This is a genomic window from Parasalinivibrio latis (assembly GCF_036825535.1).
GTDB classification, from domain to species: Bacteria; Pseudomonadota; Gammaproteobacteria; order Enterobacterales; family Vibrionaceae; genus Parasalinivibrio; species Parasalinivibrio latis.
In genome coordinates this window covers 905,531-922,921 of record NZ_CP098813.1, presented here as the reverse complement: position 1 = coordinate 922,921, position 17,391 = coordinate 905,531, and the positions used below count along the sequence as shown (strand labels likewise).

The 17,391-nt window shown below is 48.9% G+C and carries 10 protein-coding genes; 1 reads left to right on the top strand and 9 read right to left on the bottom strand.

Translation table 11 applies throughout. The annotated features are described in order from the left end of the window. The first annotated feature begins 68 nt into the window (after window positions 1-68). A complete protein-coding gene (locus NF212_RS21145) occupies window positions 69-959 on the top strand; it encodes a LysR family transcriptional regulator (protein ID WP_434362939.1) in 891 nt (296 codons plus the stop codon). A 121-nt stretch (window positions 960-1,080) separates the two neighbouring features. On the opposite strand, the gene NF212_RS21140 is transcribed toward NF212_RS21145, so the two are convergent. From NF212_RS21140 to NF212_RS21100, 9 genes are all read right to left on the bottom strand, one after another. Next, window positions 1,081-2,829, bottom strand: coding sequence for a methyl-accepting chemotaxis protein (locus NF212_RS21140; RefSeq protein ID WP_434362937.1), 1,749 nt, complete (start codon window positions 2,827-2,829; stop codon window positions 1,081-1,083). Window positions 2,830-2,898: 69 nt separating this feature from the next. Continuing rightward, window positions 2,899-3,909 (bottom strand): galactose/methyl galactoside ABC transporter permease MglC, encoded by a 1,011-nt coding sequence (mglC, locus tag NF212_RS21135; RefSeq protein ID WP_054671033.1) that lies wholly within the window; start codon window positions 3,907-3,909, stop codon window positions 2,899-2,901. An 11-nt stretch (window positions 3,910-3,920) separates the two neighbouring features. Next, on the bottom strand, window positions 3,921-5,432 hold the full coding sequence (gene mglA, locus NF212_RS21130; RefSeq protein ID WP_434362936.1) for a galactose/methyl galactoside ABC transporter ATP-binding protein MglA: 1,512 nt from the start codon (window positions 5,430-5,432) through the stop codon (window positions 3,921-3,923). Between the two features lie 88 nt (window positions 5,433-5,520). Next, a complete protein-coding gene (gene mglB / locus NF212_RS21125; protein ID WP_434362934.1) occupies window positions 5,521-6,501 on the bottom strand; it encodes a galactose/glucose ABC transporter substrate-binding protein MglB in 981 nt (326 codons plus the stop codon). A 442-nt stretch (window positions 6,502-6,943) separates the two neighbouring features. After that, window positions 6,944-7,720 (bottom strand): sulfite exporter TauE/SafE family protein, encoded by a 777-nt coding sequence (locus NF212_RS21120; protein WP_434362932.1) that lies wholly within the window; start codon window positions 7,718-7,720, stop codon window positions 6,944-6,946. Window positions 7,721-7,941: 221 nt separating this feature from the next. Beyond that, window positions 7,942-11,472, bottom strand: a complete 3,531-nt coding sequence (locus NF212_RS21115) for a CBM96 family carbohydrate-binding protein (RefSeq protein WP_434362930.1) — start codon at window positions 11,470-11,472, stop codon at window positions 7,942-7,944. A gap of 63 nt (window positions 11,473-11,535) precedes the next feature. Continuing rightward, window positions 11,536-13,875: a glycoside hydrolase family 88 protein gene (locus NF212_RS21110; RefSeq protein WP_434362928.1), complete on the bottom strand. Its 2,340-nt coding sequence runs from the start codon at window positions 13,873-13,875 to the stop codon at window positions 11,536-11,538. 47 nt (window positions 13,876-13,922) lie between these two features. Then, a complete protein-coding gene (locus NF212_RS21105) occupies window positions 13,923-16,328 on the bottom strand; it encodes a BNR-4 repeat-containing protein (RefSeq protein WP_434362926.1) in 2,406 nt (801 codons plus the stop codon). A gap of 319 nt (window positions 16,329-16,647) precedes the next feature. Continuing rightward, window positions 16,648-17,349: a FadR/GntR family transcriptional regulator gene (locus NF212_RS21100; protein ID WP_434362925.1), complete on the bottom strand. Its 702-nt coding sequence runs from the start codon at window positions 17,347-17,349 to the stop codon at window positions 16,648-16,650. Window positions 17,350-17,391: the final 42 nt, after the last annotated feature.

Here is a 17,391-nt window from a genome sequence, read left to right as displayed (position 1 = left end):
GAAATTTGAAACCCCACATATAAATCACATATGATGGGGAATCCCCATCATATGTTGTTAGGTCTGATATGTTATCGCTGATCAATTTGCAGTCATTCTGCGCCGCTTACGAGCAAAAGAGTTTCAGTGGTGCCGCACGGGTTTTGATGAAGGATCGCACCACGGTGCGCGAACATGTCAGTGTCTTGGAAGACATCTATGACATCTCGCTGTTTTCAGTTGAAGGAAAGAGGCTCGTCCCTACAGACGCTGCTACCTTGATTTATGAGCGAGCCAAAATCACTCTGGTAAATGCGGGCCAATTGGACAGCGCATTACTTGGGATCCACAACAGCCATATTTCAGAATTGACGGTCTATCACGACACCCTGATCCCGCTGGGCATGATTTCTCTGGTTAATCGGGAGGTTAATGCACACTATCCGCATGTGCGTATGAATTGGCTTCACCGTAATACCGATGAGTCACTAAAACTGCTTGCCCAAGGCAGCAGCTGCCTTGCTATCACCCAACGTAACCTGAACACGCTGAAGTCTGAACCAGTAAACTATCTGGCGTTGGGCTCAGAACGCCTTTCGATATACTCGGGTAAAAACAGCAACTTTCCCGCCAGAGCAATCCACACTTTTACGGATCTACAGGCTCAGAAACAATACGTCACTGAAAACCAGTTTAATTGGCGGCCAGATCTTTTTTGTGTTTCGCCAGACCGCCACATCATAAGCAACACGGACGTCTTGATTGAACTGCTGACACTTGATGGCTGGGCAATACTGCCAACGGAAGTGGCGAAGCCTTATCTGGATGCGGACATTCTGAAAGAAGTATCGGTCGATAAAGTAGTAAACCATGTGCTTTGCGATCTCACGCTGTACTACCCGCCTCACCTTGAAGACAATCCAGTTATGCAACTGATTAGAAAACTGGCATCGAGCTACGCATCAGAAAACTTGGTGTGACAACAAACATCTATGACGAATATCCTCGAACTACTCTGATTTACCGTTATAGATAAAAAGAGTGGCGTTGGTATATACATAACCCAAACAGCAAGCGCCGGATTGCTCCGGCGCTGTTGGGTTAGCCCAGCTTAAAATCGCTGATAAGCCGGTCGAGTGATTCGTTGATTTGCTGTAGCTGGCGGATATTGCCCTGGGTGGTGCTGGCATTGGCTTTGACGTTTTCCACCACATCCTGCATCGCATCCATGTTCTGGGTCATGCCGTTGATGGAGGTGGTTTGCTGCTCGGCAGCGGCTGCCACGCTGTGGTTGATTGAAACGATGTTGTTGACCAGTTCAGACAGCGCCACCAGTGACTCCAGACTGCCTTCTGAAAGCGTTGCGGCTTTCTCGCACTTTGCGCGGGTGCCGCTCATTATGTTCACTACATCTTCTGCACCTCGTGAAAGCTTCACTACGGTAGCATCAATTTCCTGGGTACTTTGCTGGGTCTCCTGGGCCAGTTTTCTTACTTCCTCCGCGACCACCGCAAATCCCCGGCCCTGATCCCCGGCCCTTGCGGCTTCAATGGCAGCATTGAGTGCCAGCAGGTTGGTCTGGTCGGCAATCTTGCTGATAAGCTCGATAATGCCGTGGATGTTTTTCATCTCATCGCACAGCGACTGGATAGACTCCTCCACCGATACCGCCTGTTCCAGCAACTCCGTCGCGCTGGCTGATGATTCCTCTACCTGCTGCTTACAGGCTTCAGTTTGCATCTGTACATCTTCTGTCAGGTTGGACGCCTGCTGCATGGATGCAGATACTGAGTTAGCGGCAGAGTCTATCTCCTTCACCATCTCCACGACCTGAGCGGTTTCCCCGGCGTGGCGGTTGATCATGGAAAGGCTGGCCTGGGTAGTGGCCGACATCTCGCGGGAGGTACTGGCAGCCTGGTGGCCGACACATGAAATCTCCTTAAGCATTGCCTGCAACTGGGAGACAAACAGGTTTACCGACTCGGCGGTCTTACCGAGATCATCTTTGCTGGTGACATCAAGGCGTTTGGTGAGGTCTTTGTCGCCGGATGCCAGTGCTTCCATCGCGCTTCTGAGCAGCATGACCGGGCGGTACGCCACCAGCGCAAGCACCACGCTCATTCCTACAATCACCAGCCCGGCCAGTGCCAGCGCAACGGTTAAGGTGCCGGAGAGTTTGTTGGAGTGGGAGGCAATATAGCCGTTGTCGATATAGGCATTCAGCGTCCAGTCTTTACCGCTGACATGTACGGTATTGCTGAGTGAAGTGAAGTCCCCTTCCGGCCTGTCTGCAAACAGTACCGCACCGCTGTCATCCAGCAGTTCAAGGTAGACGCCCGGAATCTGCGCATCACGGAGTTTGTTCTGGTATGCCCCGAGGTCAAGAACAAACACATCTCCCCGCATGGCAGAAGACTGACGGCTGAAAACCAGTTTTGGGGCCTCTGTGCCACCGGGTATCAGCTCATGGAGGCTGACCGCTTTATTGGCCCCATCGAGGTAAGCCAGCACCCGGTCTGACTCAGCTTTGTCACTGACGGTGCCGGAGGATGAAAACACCATGCCCTGAATAATCTTGTAGACCGCACTGAAACCGCCTGTCTTCTCTGCCACATCAAGTTGCATGGTACCGGTATCAATCATATCCGCCAGCGTCATGCTGGCTTTAAGGTCTGAGCTAAGGGCATTACTGAGAACATCAAGCTGACCGTCTATGGTGGCAATTTCACGGTCGGTGATAAACCCGGTCATCAGGTAGCGGCTAATGTAGAAGGACGTAAAAATAGTGGTGACCGCAACGAAGACCAGCAAGGCAATGATTTTGGCTTTAAACGAGAACTGTACTTTCATATACACACCCTCAAACAGCTGGAAGCGAAAAAAGCCGGGCACTTAGGCCCGGCTGGAAAAGCAGGTTTGTTATTTTTTGTTGGCGTATTTCATGGAGTCCAGCGCCACCGCGAAGACGATGATGCTGCCCTTGATAATGTACTGCCAGTATGGGTTTACACCGATGTAGGTCATACCGTAGTTGATAACGGTGAAGATAAGCACACCGGTCACTACCCCGGCCACGCTGCCCACACCACCGGCGAAGGAGACCCCGCCGACCACACACGCCGCAATGGCGTCAAGTTCGTACATAAAGCCGAGGTTGTTGGTTGCTGAACCGATGCGGCCCGCTTCCAGCATACCGCCGAAGGCATAGAACACGCCGGACAGGGCATAGATTTTCAGCAGGGTCAGCGGAACGTTTACGCCCGATACCTTAGCCGCTTCCGGGTTACCACCGATAGCAAAGATGTTCTTGCCGAATACCGTCTTGTTCCACAGGATCCAGACGAAAATGATGGCAAGGATTGCATAGAAAGTAATGTAAGAAAGACGGAAGTCACCCAGGCGGATAAAGCCCTGTGCAAACGTGGTGAAACGCTCATCAAAGCCCGCAACCGGGGAGGCACCCACAGAGTCGTAATACAGGGAGTTCACACCGTACACGATAATCATGGTACCCAGGGTAGCGATAAACGGGGTTACGCGCAGGTATGCCACGATAATACCGTTGATAAGGCCAATCAGCGCACCAACCGCACACACAGCGATGATAACGCCAACAATTGGGATCTCACCCAGTGATGGGAAAACCTTGTTTACGTTATCCGCAGCCTGCAGCAAGGTGGCGGACAGTACTGCGGCAAGACCGACCTGGCGGCCTACCGAAAGGTCCGTACCCTGTGTGACGATAAGCCCCGCCACACCCAGTGCCACGATAACACGCACAGAAGACTGGGTCAGGATGTTACTGAGGTTACGAAGGCTCAGGAATGAAGGTTCCTGGATGATGATGATTGCCAGCAGGACAAACAGCACCAGATAAATACCGCCCTCTTTGAGGAAGCGGATCATGCTCATTCTTTTTAATAGTTCCATCTTAAAAACCCTTAAAGATAGCGGGAGGCCAGGCCGAGGATTTCTGTCTGGCTGGTCGTAGCGGTATCAACAATGCCGGCCACCCGGCCGTTACTCATCACCAGGATCCGGTCTGTGATGCCCAGCAGTTCCGGCATTTCAGATGAGATGATGATGATGCCCTTGCCCTTTTTCGCCAGTTCCACAATCAACTGGTAGATCTCGAATTTCGCGCCCACGTCGATACCGCGGGTCGGTTCATCAAGCATCAGGATTTCCGGCTCGGTCAGCAGCCAGCGGCCAATAACCACCTTTTGCTGGTTACCGCCGGAGAGGGAACCGATATGGGTTTTATGGGAAGGGGTTTTTACCCGCATGGAGTCAATTACCCACTGGGTGTCGCCACTCATCTTGTTGTTGCTGAGCAGGCCAAATTTCTCTTTATAAGATTCAATGTTGGCAACCAGCGAGTTAAAGGTGATGTCCAGGTTGGCGTAGATACCGGTTGCCCGGCGCTCTTCAGTTACCAGTGCAAAACCTTGTTTAATCGCATCGTGGGCGTTGTCGATTTTCAGCTTCTTGCCGTGAAGGTGGATTTCACCTTCAGACTGTGCCCGGATACCAAAGATGGTTTCAACGATATCGGTACGCTTGGCCCCTACCAGACCGGCAATCCCCAGAATCTCACCCTTGCGCAGCGCAAAGTTGATGTCCTGGATAGAAGGCTGGTTCAGGGCGGTGAGGTTTTTCACCTCCAGGATGGTTTCACCCGGCTCATTGGTTTTTGGCGGGAAACGTTGGGTCAGTTCACGGCCTACCATCATGGCGATAATGGCATCCATATCCAGCCCTTCCAGCGGGCGGGTATCCACCCACTGGCCATCGCGCAGAATGGTGATTTCATCACAGATGGCAAAGATCTCTTCCATTTTGTGGGAGATGTAAACAATGCCGCAGCCTTTGTCCTTGAGTTTCTTAATGATGGTGAAAAGGTGGTTGACCTCTTTTTCGGTCAGGGAGGACGTTGGCTCATCCATGATGACGATTTTGGCGTCGTAGGAGAATGCCTTGGCAATTTCAACCATCTGCCGCTGGGAGACAGACAAGTTTGCCATCTTCATTTTCGGGTCGACATTGATGTCGAGCTCATCGAAAACCTGTTTGGTTTCGTCGTACATCTTCTGGTGGTCAACAAACCCGTGCTTGAGCGGGTAACGGCCCAGCCAGATATTGTCCATCACCGTGCTTTGTAAAACCTGGTTCAGCTCTTGGTGAACCATGGAAACCCCGGCTTCCAGCGCCTCTTTGGAACTTTGGTAGTTCACCGGCTGGCCGAGGAAAAGAATGTCGCCTTCGTCTTTTTCGTAAATACCGAACAGGCATTTGAGCAAGGTGGACTTACCTGCGCCGTTCTCTCCCATCAGTGCATGTACTGAGTGAGGTCGGACTTTCAGGTTCACCTTGTCCAGTGCCTTAACACCGGGGAAGGATTTGCTAATCCCCAGCATTTCGAGCAAATACGATGGGCTTTGTTGTGTAGTCATAGCAGTGTTTCCAACGTATCTCAGGCAGGGTGGAAGCAGCCCCGCCAAACAGCAGGGCCCTTCCGGTACAACGGAGAGTCAGTTCGCCTTAGTTAAGGCTTTCCTTGTCGATACCTACGTAAGGAACACGTACGATCTTGTTAACCATCTTCCACTGGGTACCTTCTTCAGCTGCCTTGCCGTCAGCCAGGTTGGTCGCCATTTCGAAAGTCGCTTTTGCCTGGTTGTCTGCATCGTTCAAAACGGTACCTTGCAGCTCACCAGCCTTAACCAGTGCCAGTGCTTCTGCCAGTGCATCTACGCCGTAAACAGGGATAGATGTACGGCCGGCCGCTTTCAGCGCTTCAATTGCACCCATTGCCATTGCATCGTTGTTGGCAATAACGACTTCGATCTTGGTGGCGTTAGGGCCAGAGATCCACGCGTCTACCTTGTCTTTCGCCATGGCGGTATCCCACATACCGGTATCCATGTGCAGTTCTTCAGTCGGGATGCCTTTCTCATTCAGGGTTTTTACAGAGAACATGGTGCGAGCTTCAGCATCTGGGTGGCCTGGTTCGCCCTTCAGCATCACATACTGGAGCTTGCCGTCTTTGTTCAGGTCCCACTGTGGGTTCACTTTCCAGTGCTTGGCGATCAGTTCACCCTGGATCACACCGGATTCCTTGGAATCAGTACCTACGTAGTAAGCCTTGTCATAGCTTGCCAGTGCTTCTTTGGTTGGTTCCTTGTTGAAGAACACAATTGGGATGTCTTCATACTTGGCCTTGCTGATAACCGTTGGTGCAGCAGCAGGGTCAACCAGGTTGATTGCCAGTGCATCAACACCGCGAGCCAGCATGATATCAATCTGGTCGTTCTGCATAGACTGGCTGTTCTGGGAGTCGTTCATCAGCAAGCGCACGTCTTCATTGGTATCCGCCTGCTTTTCGATAGCCTGGCGAACAACAGACATGAAGTTGTCATCATATTTATAGATGGTAAAGCCCAGGGTAGTGTCTGCATGGGCGGCACCTGCTGACATCATCAGACCCGCAATCAGTGAACCAAGCAGTGTTTTCTTCTTCATGGATTCCATCCTTTGTTATTGCTTTTTATAGAGGTAAGAGGCGGTCATCAATTAACCGTTGAGGCGAGTGTATATGAGTCAGGTTGAATGAAAACGTGATCGCAACATGAGAAATGTAAACGTTTTCCTGAATTTTTCAGGAAATATGGACTGGATCAAAATTCACCAATTCGGTGGTTTTTGCATCATTGTGACAAGTAAAAAGCCAATAAACAGTTTAAAGAATAAACAGATTCACGAGGTGAATATATTCTGTAGTGGCCGGATTTTTAAGCCCCGTATATCTATTGAGCTGAACATATTCCATACAGTCAATTTCATAAGGAAGAGGTTTTTAAACAGCGTTACAACCATGACGATTTTTTCCAGAAAATCACTCATACCCAAAAATTACTTTCATAAATTGTAAACGTTACCACAAGCTAATAAACGTAGAGTCCCGCTATAAAACCGTCATCCCGTCATAGAGCAGCTTTGCCCCGGAAATAAACAGGAACAGGTAACACAGCTTGTAAACCAGATCCTGACTTACCCGGTGTAAGAGCCAAACCCCCATTTTTACCCCCACCGGTGCCAGCGGTATAAGTACCAGTGCCGTCATCAGGTTGGTGGCATCAAACTCCCCCAGCATCGCATAAGGGATAAGTTTGACCAGGTTGTAGATCCCGAACAGCACTGCCATGGTGGCAATCAGGGTGACTTTTTCCAGTTTGAGGGGAAGAAGGTATATAGACGCGGGCCCACCACCTGCATGGATCGCGGTGCTGGAAAAACCGCTCAATGTGCTCCAAAACCCTGCGCTTAACCACCCCGGACGCGCTTTGGCATGTCCGCCATTCAGCAAATACTGAAGGCAAAATGCCAGGGACAAACCGCCTATCAGCAGCTTAAGGCCACTTTCCGGCGTCACACTTAAAAACATCCCGGCAAGGAATATCCCCAGCAGACCGCCGGGCAGCATTCGTTTGACGTGAAAGTAGTCCGCATTCCGGTAATGCTGCTTTACGGCGAAGATATCCATCACAACCAGAATCGGCAGCAAAACCGCAGCCGCCTGGGTCGGCGAAATAATCAGTGCCATAAGAGGAACGGCAACAATCCCCAACGCTCCGCCCAGCCCGCCTTTTCCAATGCCATAAATCAGCACCGCGGGCACAGCCATAACATAGAACCAAGGGTCTGAGATGAGCATGGAAATCGCCTTACCAAACAGTTGCATAGAGAACTGCTGACAACGTTATCACCCCATTCCCAAAGCCCGAATTGGCAAAATTCTTATGTGTTAACTGGAAGGCTTTTGATCGCGAAAAATCCTGCAAAAAAGCGGATTAACAGCAATTTTTTATGAACTGAATCAGGTTGGAAAAAGTGGGATAACTATAAGAAAAGAAAGGTACCGGGTAACCGGCACCTTGAACGTATTACAATGTACTGAAAGCCTTAATGTTCAATCAACAGTTTTGGAGATGAATCATCACTTTCAGCTTCTTTACTGAGTATGGATGCCCAAGCATCAATACTTTGTTGATTTCCCTGAATTCGTAGCGAAATAAAATCTTCATTACTTGATAGCGCCTGATTCACTGCATCAGTTACGTCAATCTCCACCCTACCAACATACAAAGTCTCTGGAACTGACCATGACACTTCTGTCGGCCGGGTAAGATAAGTAATGTTTTCTTCGTACCAATGACTCCCGACCATACTTACCTCAGATGGGATACTGCTCCTTCCAGCAGAAGTAACATTCAACACCAGTTTAGCTTGAGTAATAGACGTGATGTTGAGGTGGTGTAATGGGAACTTAATAAAGGTTTCTCGGCTGTAGGCTTCTGAATTGGGATCATTTTTAACAACCAGGCTCCCCTCTTCTCCAAATGATTCATTCCGGAAGTTCCCGCCTCGAACATACGCATCTTCAGTAGCCCATACCTCTGCTGACAAGTTACCCTCTGTCACCACGATCTGAGGCTGCCTTGAGGACGCTTCATCACTGGAGAAAGTCACCCAATTTTGCTGTCCGTAGTCCTCACCCTTCACTAATAAATTGATGAAGGTCTTTCCGCTTTGCTTTGCTTCTCGGATAAACTGACTGAGATCCCAATGATAAGATTGCTGCACAGAATCATAAATCGTCGATCCAATATATTTTCCTACATCCGGGATACTATTTGCCGTTACAGTCTCCTCTCTCCAGAGTGTGTCTTCTACCTCGTGCAAAGACAATGGGACCGAATTTCCCAATCCCAAAACATGCAGTTTTAGCTCAGCACTTTCCATATACGCGTCATTGATGGAAGAGATAGGAAATTTCAACAGTATGTGTCTCTTATATCCCGAGCTATCTTCTTTCACCGATAAATTGGTATCAAAGCCATAGTTGGTATTGCCATAATTACCATATCTAACCATCGCGTCATCAGTGGCACGGATATAAGTGTTTTCACCCAACGCCAAATTATGAGAGACAACATTCGTGACTCCGTAGTCCGGAGCAGATAGCGAGGTATTCGCTGAACCATACTGGTTCGTTACAGAAAGGACTGCTTCACTGAAATTCCTAGCAGGATCAGCAAAATAAACTTTGGGCTCAGGTGAAGAGGCCCCCGTAATAACAGCCATTCCCGGAACATTTGAGGAGATGGATATATTCTCTACCTCCAGTTGTCCTCCATCACGGAAAATCACTTGCAAAACATCGTCTCGACGATCGTAAGCACCTTGCAAACTCTCTGTATTGTGCGTAACAAAACGAGACACCACCGAGAAGGCTTCAGCTTGTTCAGTAGAAATCCCCGGAACAATGGCATATGCAAAGATCTCACTGTCAGGGCGGGTTCCATGATCTATCCATAAAGAGAACACGCTTCCTGACAAGTCAGCGTCACTCTGCGTACTGTTTACACGCGTCCATTTTCCGGTGCGATTCTCTACCGCCACATGATATTCGGAGTCATCAAGTGGATAGTAACCAATGCCGTTATGGTGAATAAAAGACAAGTCGGTCCCAACAAAAGTCTGTTCATTTGACCCAAAGGCGAACAACCCATTGTTTGGTTGTTTTATTTTTGTATCGCCTCGGTTCCAGCTTTGTTCTAACGAAGTAGTGACTTTTCCGTCTTCAGTTGCTGAAAGCGTTGAACCCAAAACTATAATTGCATCAGAGAAAACAAAATGGCCTTTTTCCAACTGCAGACCATATCGATCTTGGGTATGCACCATAATTCCATTGCTTTCAGCACTCATGACACCGGAAAATGGTGTTCCCCTCTCTGCTCGGCTATACAAGCCAATACCTTCACGCCCTGTAACACCGGGTATTTTCAGCCAATCCCACAAAGGAAATATGTCAAAATATTCATCTCCGCGAACACGGACAGAATGGGAACCTTCAGACATCAGTGCCCCAAGGAGGTTTTCACCATTACCCTGTTCAATTGAAAGAGTCCTAGCAGAGTGCGTTAAAGATGAATATTGAAAAGCCGGTGTGTTACGAAGTAAATAGTCACCTTGCCAGTATCCTTTAGTGTGCTCAAAAGGCATATCTTGAGAACGATATACACCAGAAGTCACTTTATCAATCTGCTCAAAATAATCCCGTCTTTCAGGATTAATAGAAGCTAAAGTTGATGTGGAAAATCCCCTGCCAAGGTTGCCTTGACGGGAAACACCACCACGCCCCCCGGTTAGGTAATCGTGGTAACGTCCACGAAACGTTGGATATATCCCCTCGTCTATGAATTTGGTTAATACCGATGCAGATGAATCAGGAAAAGAAAAATAACCGCGAGTTAAGGCCTCAATTTTCAATGTTTGGCTGACTAACACTGTGCCATAGGCATTGGTATTCAACATCGGCCCATGAGCAAAGAAGCTTTGATCTGAATTAATTCCGATATTCGGCTTTCCTATTTCCTCCAACGCTTTTAATACGTAGTAATTAAATGAATCAGTTTTTCTAACAATTCCACTTAAAATATTGGAATAGGCAATATCAATGGAGTTTGCTCCAGCACCGTAGGCCCAATGACTTCTGATAGTTAAATAGCTGGCATCGACAAGCTTTTGATAACTGGCGATATCTACCGGAATTTCATTGATATAGATATAATTTAGCAATTCTCCAACATTATGAGGTATACCGATCCAGTCAAACCACCAATTGGGGTGATCATAACCAGCTTCAGCAAAGTGATTCAATCCGGCGCTTAATACTGTCAATAATGATTCACTTTGGTACTCTGAACACGATACAGACATATAACAAACTGAGATTTCTTTCAGTCTGGAAATATGTTCCAGCCCCGGAAAAGTTGCTCTTGGCATTGATTGGTAGTCAATGTCTGTCCACTTACCTGTATTCACATCAAAGTGTCCACCAGAAGAGGTGGGTTGCAAATATTGGGTAACGGACTCAACAGGCCCAATGGTTTGATTAGTTAAATCAGCGATATTCTTTGCCACGCCCAATCTAACAGAATCACTATCAGACTGCTGAGGATCATTGAACAATTTTATTTCTGTAATACTTATATAGTCATTCTCACTGTTCCCCTTTCCTACAATACGAATTTTTTCGGTAGTCACCGTATCAAAGGTATGGCCCTCCAGAGAAAGACTGTTACCGCTTGTTTTATATTGGTAACCAGCAACTTTCCAGCGCGATCCAGTCCACACTTCGATATCAAATGTTGTGACTCTTAGGTCCCCTCGAAACCAAGCAATATCGATTCGGTTTACTGGGATAGAAGAAGGAAGAACAAATTCAGCCCACTCCCCCACACCATATGCTGACCAACGAGTATTTAGTTTGTCGTCCAGCATGTTGCTTGCTACGTTTCCGTCATCAGAACTGACGGATACCGCCTTTACTGCAACTTCAGTGGCATACACCAAAAACGGAAAGTGCGATAGCATGAACAAAGTGAAACAGGTAACAACATGCAACAAGTGATTTCTTGTTATAAGCATCCACCATTCCTCATAGCTAATGACTTTAGTCCCCGTAGGACATACCTACGGGGACCAAGATAATTACTCGTACAAAGACAGTTCAGTCAGACCTGTCCACTGGAACACGTCATCAGGAATGTCTGTTGTCGACAGCCGAATTTTCGAGGTAGACACCGATACCGGCAGGATCTGGCGGACACCCGGTTCTGTGGTGTGAATGGTACGCTCATCCACCAGCTCGTACTGGCCATTGGCATTCAGCGCTTCAAGTTTGTAGGCATAGTTGCGGTCCTGGTAGGTGTGAAGCGTGTAAGCGCGAAGATCCCGTGTAGAACCAAAATCAACCACCACATAACCTAAACCTTCAGCAGACCAGCGATCCCCGCCAGCCGTACTGCCATCAAACAGGTTTTCGCAACCGTATTGCTCCTGAGGCTCAGCACTGCAACGGAAAGCTGCCGGCTGAATCAGTGTCGGGGAGTATTCGCGGCCATAGATATCCCACTCACGGATACTCACCCAGTTGGAAGAGTTGTCCGCAATACCAGTTACCGTCAGGCGCGCATACTGCGCAATAACCGGGGTCAACGTCTGGAATTTCCCGGTGCCGTCCGCGCCGGTTTTTTCCGCGATGGTTTGGTATGCAGCATTTTCAGTCGCTTTTACCTCAACCCGGAAATTGTATTTACGGTCATACAGAGCACTCAGCGCATAGCCGTTTAACGTATGAAGTGAACCCAGATCTACTTCGATAGATTGAGGGAAAGTCATCGCTGACCAACGGTCGCCGGAGCCGGTTTTGCCATCAACTGCCTTACCACAATGGTATTGCGCCTGCGGCTCATCGCTACAGGTGACTGCTTTGTTTAGCGCGATGCTTTCCAGCGAGGAAGGCTTACCAAAGACTTCCAGTTCACGAATACTTACCCAGGAACCGTTGTAGGTTGCTGCCCCATCGACTTTCACCCGTACATAACGGCCGATGGTGTCATTCGGGAAAGCAATCAGGCTGGCCCTACCCTCGGTGTTGTCGAGCTGGTTGATGACTGTCTCGTACTGGCTGTTTGCATCAACCTTCACGTCAACTGTGTACTGGTAATCACGGTCATAAAAGAAGCTGCCACGGAACGCTGAAAGCCGGGTCAGTTCACCAAGGTCTATTTCAATCCACGCGGGGATCTGATCCGCTGACCAACGTTTATGGCCTGCATCACTGCCATCCACCGCCTGCTCACAAGGTGCAATGGTCGGCTGAGGTTCCTTTGAACAGGTTACCGGTTTGTTGAGTGCGACATTGGTATCTGCCAGTAGGTGATAGATCTCCGCAGATGCTGCCAGATAAGAGCCGGTAGTATATGGCTGGCTGGAACTTGCCCGCGCATAAGACATATACGATTCATGGGCAACGCCCTGAGCCCAGCCCAAACGGCCCGAGTCCTGCAGTGCGGTATTTGCCAGCGCCAGCCAACCTTTCTTAATGACCGGCATGTAAGTATCGCTGTCGAGGATGCCCAAGCGGACACCAATTGCCATGCCATAAACGAAGAAGGTGGTGCCACTGGATTCCGGAGCGTTGATATGGTGCGGTTCCAGAATATCCGCCCCCCAGAACCCGTCAGCTTGCTGGCTGTTTTTCAGTGCTGCCGCCATTTTCACAAAGTTGGTGCGGTATGCCTGGTAATGCGGCGCATCTTCTGGCAGGCGATCCAAAAGCCTGGCAATACCGCCAAACACCCAACCGTTCCCGCGGGACCAAAACATTGGGCTGCCATCCGGGCTTGGATTGTTAGGATAGACATAACGGCTGTCACGCGCCCAAAGATCGTAATCCTCATTCCACAAGCTGTCATAGGCGGTTTTGAACTGGGTATAGAGTGACTCGTAGACGGCGTTTTTCTCGTCCTGGCTAGCCAGCGTATCCGCCATCAATGGCCACACTGCCGGCGCCATATAGAGCGCATCTGCCCATGACCAATAGCGGGTATACGTGGAGTTAACCACACCCATCACGCTCTCTTTCAGACAGTCCAGGGTACCGGCCGGTTCATTGACCATCGGAGCCAACTCAAAAAAGACCTGCCCGGCGGCCTGGTGGTCAGCGTGGGTAGTGGTGCAGCTACTATGGGGCTCATAAGAGAAAGCCCGGGCCCAACTCAGGGTGTTATCCCACGCCTTTCCGTTACCGGTCTGTTTGGCGTATTCGAATTCACCAATGTGGTACGCACCGTAAATCCAGTTAGTATCCGGGGTGTATTGGCTGTCATAAAAACCGTTGTCTACCCAATAATCATGAACCAGTTGGGAAGTTGCCAACATATCATTCGGGGTAAACTCATACGCCTCAGCCGGTGCCAATGTCATAGTTCCCAGTAGTACAGCCCCAAGCATTGTGCGCTGTATGGGTTGTTTCGTTCTCATCATCCTTGTCCTTCTGAAACCCCGGCTTCTTGTGAAACCGGGTCGGTTAATCACAGGGCTGGGTCGCAGCGGTCGTCGATCAGGTTGCCATTGGTATCGTCAAAGACCCGCACATTGCGGAAGACTGACTCGCCGTTTTTGGCCCCCCCATCGTGGTCAGCGATAAATACCAGGTAGTTGGTACGGCCATTGGCTGCGTATTGCCCGACCGGGATGGTGAAATGCTGGAACTCCCCACTGCCATCGTAGTTTTTGTACGTTTCATTGGAAGATGGGTCGGCCTGTGTCCCGTAAAGTGCAAAACGGGTTTCACCGTTGTTTAGCGATAGGTCTGTGTCCATTGCAATTCCATGGAATTCCCCAAGACGGGAGCTCTTGAAATCGAAGGTCATGACAGTGCTTGGGGTGATGTCATACGGAAGTTCAACCACTCGCCAACCGTTATCGGTCACCGTGAGCGTACTGCCATCCGGTGTTACTTCGATGGTTCCGCCGTCACCCTGGTTGCCGTCGTATGCATCAACCTGGTTGCGGCTGAAGTACACATCACTGTGGTCTTCGAACACAGAGATGTTACGGAAGGTAGAACTGCCTGCCGCGTTGGCATCATCATCCGCATTAACCATCAGGTAGTTAGCGGTATACGGCTTGTTCGCAATGATTTTTCCGATTGGGGTGATAAAACGCTCATAGCCGCCATTGCTGTGGTAGGTATCAAATCGGCCTTCAATATTGGCGTCTTTCTGGGTGCCGTAAAGCCTGACACGCATGTTGTTGCTGACCGACAGGTTGTTATCCAGGCCGATGGCATGTTCTTCACCCTGGGCAGAAGATTTGAACTCGAAAGACAGGGTGGTATTAGGTGTGACGCGGTAATTAATGTCGACAGCTTTCCAGCCATTCCCGGCAACCGTGATACCGTTGCCTCCGAACGATGCTGTTCCCTGATCCTGGCTTCCGCCATACCCGGTGGTATTGGAGGCATCCGGCGTGATGGATACTGCCTGGCAGGTTCCTGTCAGGAAGTCGGTGCTTCGGTTAATGTACTTACCGACCACTTTGCTGTCGTAGCCTTTAAAGTAATAACTTTCACCGGTACTTTGCAGGTTTTTGTAACCGTTGACGAAAGACTCGTACTTACCGGTGAACCACACTACCACCTGTTCACTGGCTTTCTTTGCACCAAATGGGACAAACGGACGGTAGTTGTTGTCCGGTGAACCAGATGTCACGGCTTCCCACAGGAATGAGTCACCCTGGTTTACCATGGTTCCCTTATAAATCTCATACTTAGCGGTTTCCTGACCATTCCTCGGGTCAACATTTGCTGAGATAAAAATCTCATTGGTGTTGTAAGGGTTCAGGGTAATGCCGCCGGCATAGTCAATTTGGGAGCCGCCAAAGGTCGTCCCATCCGGGGCTGTCATGGGTTCAGGGATCAGGGAATCTCCCGCATCCGCTACCCATTTTTTCACCCAGGTACCTTGTGATTCATCCCAGATGGCCATGTAATAATCGATGGTGTTTTTATCCAGTTGATGGCTATAGAACAGAATCGGTTTGCCGTCTGCACCGTAGCGCATCTCATGGTTCCAAGGCCGCCGCGACGTGCCATCTTCACCGTACTGATAAACAACCGTCGCATCGTTTTTCCCGAAAGGCGCATCCTGCAGGTTGCCAATCAGGGTGTTGTCGGTTTTGTAGACTTTCCCGCCCTTGATGTACATGTGGTAAAGGCTGGTGCGGCTGACCGTAGGGTGTCCGTCAGTAAAGAACACATCGATCCGGTCCGTCCCGTTGGATGCGTATTTGGCGTAGGCCCTGTCCCACCACTGTGTCCCATTCTGGATAAAGTGCTTCGCTTCGCTTGGGTTTCCGCCGTTGCTGTCAAAGGTTACGTAATAGGGGTCACGCGCGCCGACTCGGAAAAAGTTGTAGATGCGGTTATTTTCTGACGACAACTGATACGCATTGTTATAGGTTGCCGATCCCGGTATCGGGTAGGTTTTCTCCTCACCCCAGTCTCCAAGGGTCAGAGGCAGTGAGTTGGACGACACTCGGTAATACTGTGTTCGCCTGGCATCATGAAGTGTATACAGCGTCATCATTTTGCCATTTTTCAATGGCAGGATCGCGGCATTATTGTGGTCGTCAGCCTGCTTAAAGCTACTTATATCAATGTCATCCCCGATGCGCGAGCCGGACTCAAGATTCAGGGTCGACATGCCGGTATAGCCATCAATCTTCACATAGGAGGTGAACAACACGCCGTTGTTAATTCGGGCGCGTTCGTCGATATACCAGATATAGGTACCATCTTCCGAGGCAACAAAGTCATAGCCGGTTGAAACAGGTGCAGCACTCAGATTCAGTGGTATTGCCAAAGCCAGTGGAAGCATCTTGCTTACACCGGGTTTTATCCAACAGGTGCTCAGGTACTTTTTGGAGGTGTGCATTACAGTTACCTCTCCATTTTTTGATATTCCCGAAAAACAGGAAATCAAAACAATTGAAAAGTAACCGGCATATTGAGTGTTATGGGTGAAATATATCTTTGCCGGTTACCACCATAAAATACATTTCTGTGAAATACAGAAATGTCCGACAAAGAATGAACAACGCGATCTAAGTGTTACTTATACTCACCTGAATAGGTCAATTGGATTTTTTATATTAGTTTCTTTTTGTTATTCGCGTCACAAACAAAATCTTTTTATAAATACAAAAAAGCAGATCATGCCTGCCTTTTTATATTAAACATTATGCGTATAATTATTAATTATTACTTTCCGCATCCAACTTTTTATATCTCGCTATGCCTTTTTCAAGATGCCCAGACATTGCATTTCCAGCCATTGAGGTATCTTGGTTTTCTATATGTTTGTAAATTGCTTCATGTTCAAAATACACTTTTCCAAGAAAATCAACTTCATCATCAGGGAGTTGGTAAAGGTCAATTCTGGAATGGGGAATAATTTGAGGACCGAGATGCTCCAACAGTTTCAAGAAATATGGGTTGCCGGATGCTTCAGCAATGGCCATGTGAAACTGGAAATCAGCTGAAGAAATCTCTTTGTAGTCCGTTCCGGCTTTTTTGAATTCTTCCAACGTCTTGGCAATCTTTGCCAGCTGGGCGTCACTACGATTTTGCGCAGCCAGCTCCGCGGTTTTTGCTTCAAGACATAAGCGCAAATCAAGGACATGCAGGATATCTTTCAGGGTTTTGGGGTTAAAAATATCCAGCCTGTTCATTGGATTGTCAGTAACAAACGCACCCACACCCTGCCTTGTAACCACCATACCGTCGGCTCTGAGACCGGCTATCGCCTCCCGCACTACAGTCCGGCTTACCCCATACTGGTTGATCAGGCTTTGTTCGGAAGGCAGTTTGTCACCGGGCGCAAGATCGCCATCCAGAATGCGTTTTTTAATCTCTTCAATCAGTTGAGACGCCAGCGTCCTTCGCTTTCCTAACATACTACTCCGTGTGCTCCGTAGCGGAAATATCTGCTTGTCTTG

Bases quoted from the DNA above. Each gene is read 5' to 3' on its own strand.
- NF212_RS21145 (WP_434362939.1), top strand. From the start codon at position 69: ATGTTATCGCTGATCAATTTGCAGTCATTCTGCGCCGCTTACGAGCAA.
- NF212_RS21140 (WP_434362937.1), bottom strand. From the start codon at position 2,829: ATGAAAGTACAGTTCTCGTTTAAAGCCAAAATCATTGCCTTGCTGGTC.
- mglC (WP_054671033.1), bottom strand. From the start codon at position 3,909: ATGGAACTATTAAAAAGAATGAGCATGATCCGCTTCCTCAAAGAGGGC.
- mglA (WP_434362936.1), bottom strand. From the start codon at position 5,432: ATGACTACACAACAAAGCCCATCGTATTTGCTCGAAATGCTGGGGATT.
- mglB (WP_434362934.1), bottom strand. From the start codon at position 6,501: ATGAAGAAGAAAACACTGCTTGGTTCACTGATTGCGGGTCTGATGATG.
- NF212_RS21120 (WP_434362932.1), bottom strand. From the start codon at position 7,720: ATGCAACTGTTTGGTAAGGCGATTTCCATGCTCATCTCAGACCCTTGG.
- NF212_RS21115 (WP_434362930.1), bottom strand. From the start codon at position 11,472: ATGCTTATAACAAGAAATCACTTGTTGCATGTTGTTACCTGTTTCACT.
- NF212_RS21110 (WP_434362928.1), bottom strand. From the start codon at position 13,875: ATGATGAGAACGAAACAACCCATACAGCGCACAATGCTTGGGGCTGTA.
- NF212_RS21105 (WP_434362926.1), bottom strand. From the start codon at position 16,328: ATGCACACCTCCAAAAAGTACCTGAGCACCTGTTGGATAAAACCCGGT.
- NF212_RS21100 (WP_434362925.1), bottom strand. From the start codon at position 17,349: ATGTTAGGAAAGCGAAGGACGCTGGCGTCTCAACTGATTGAAGAGATT.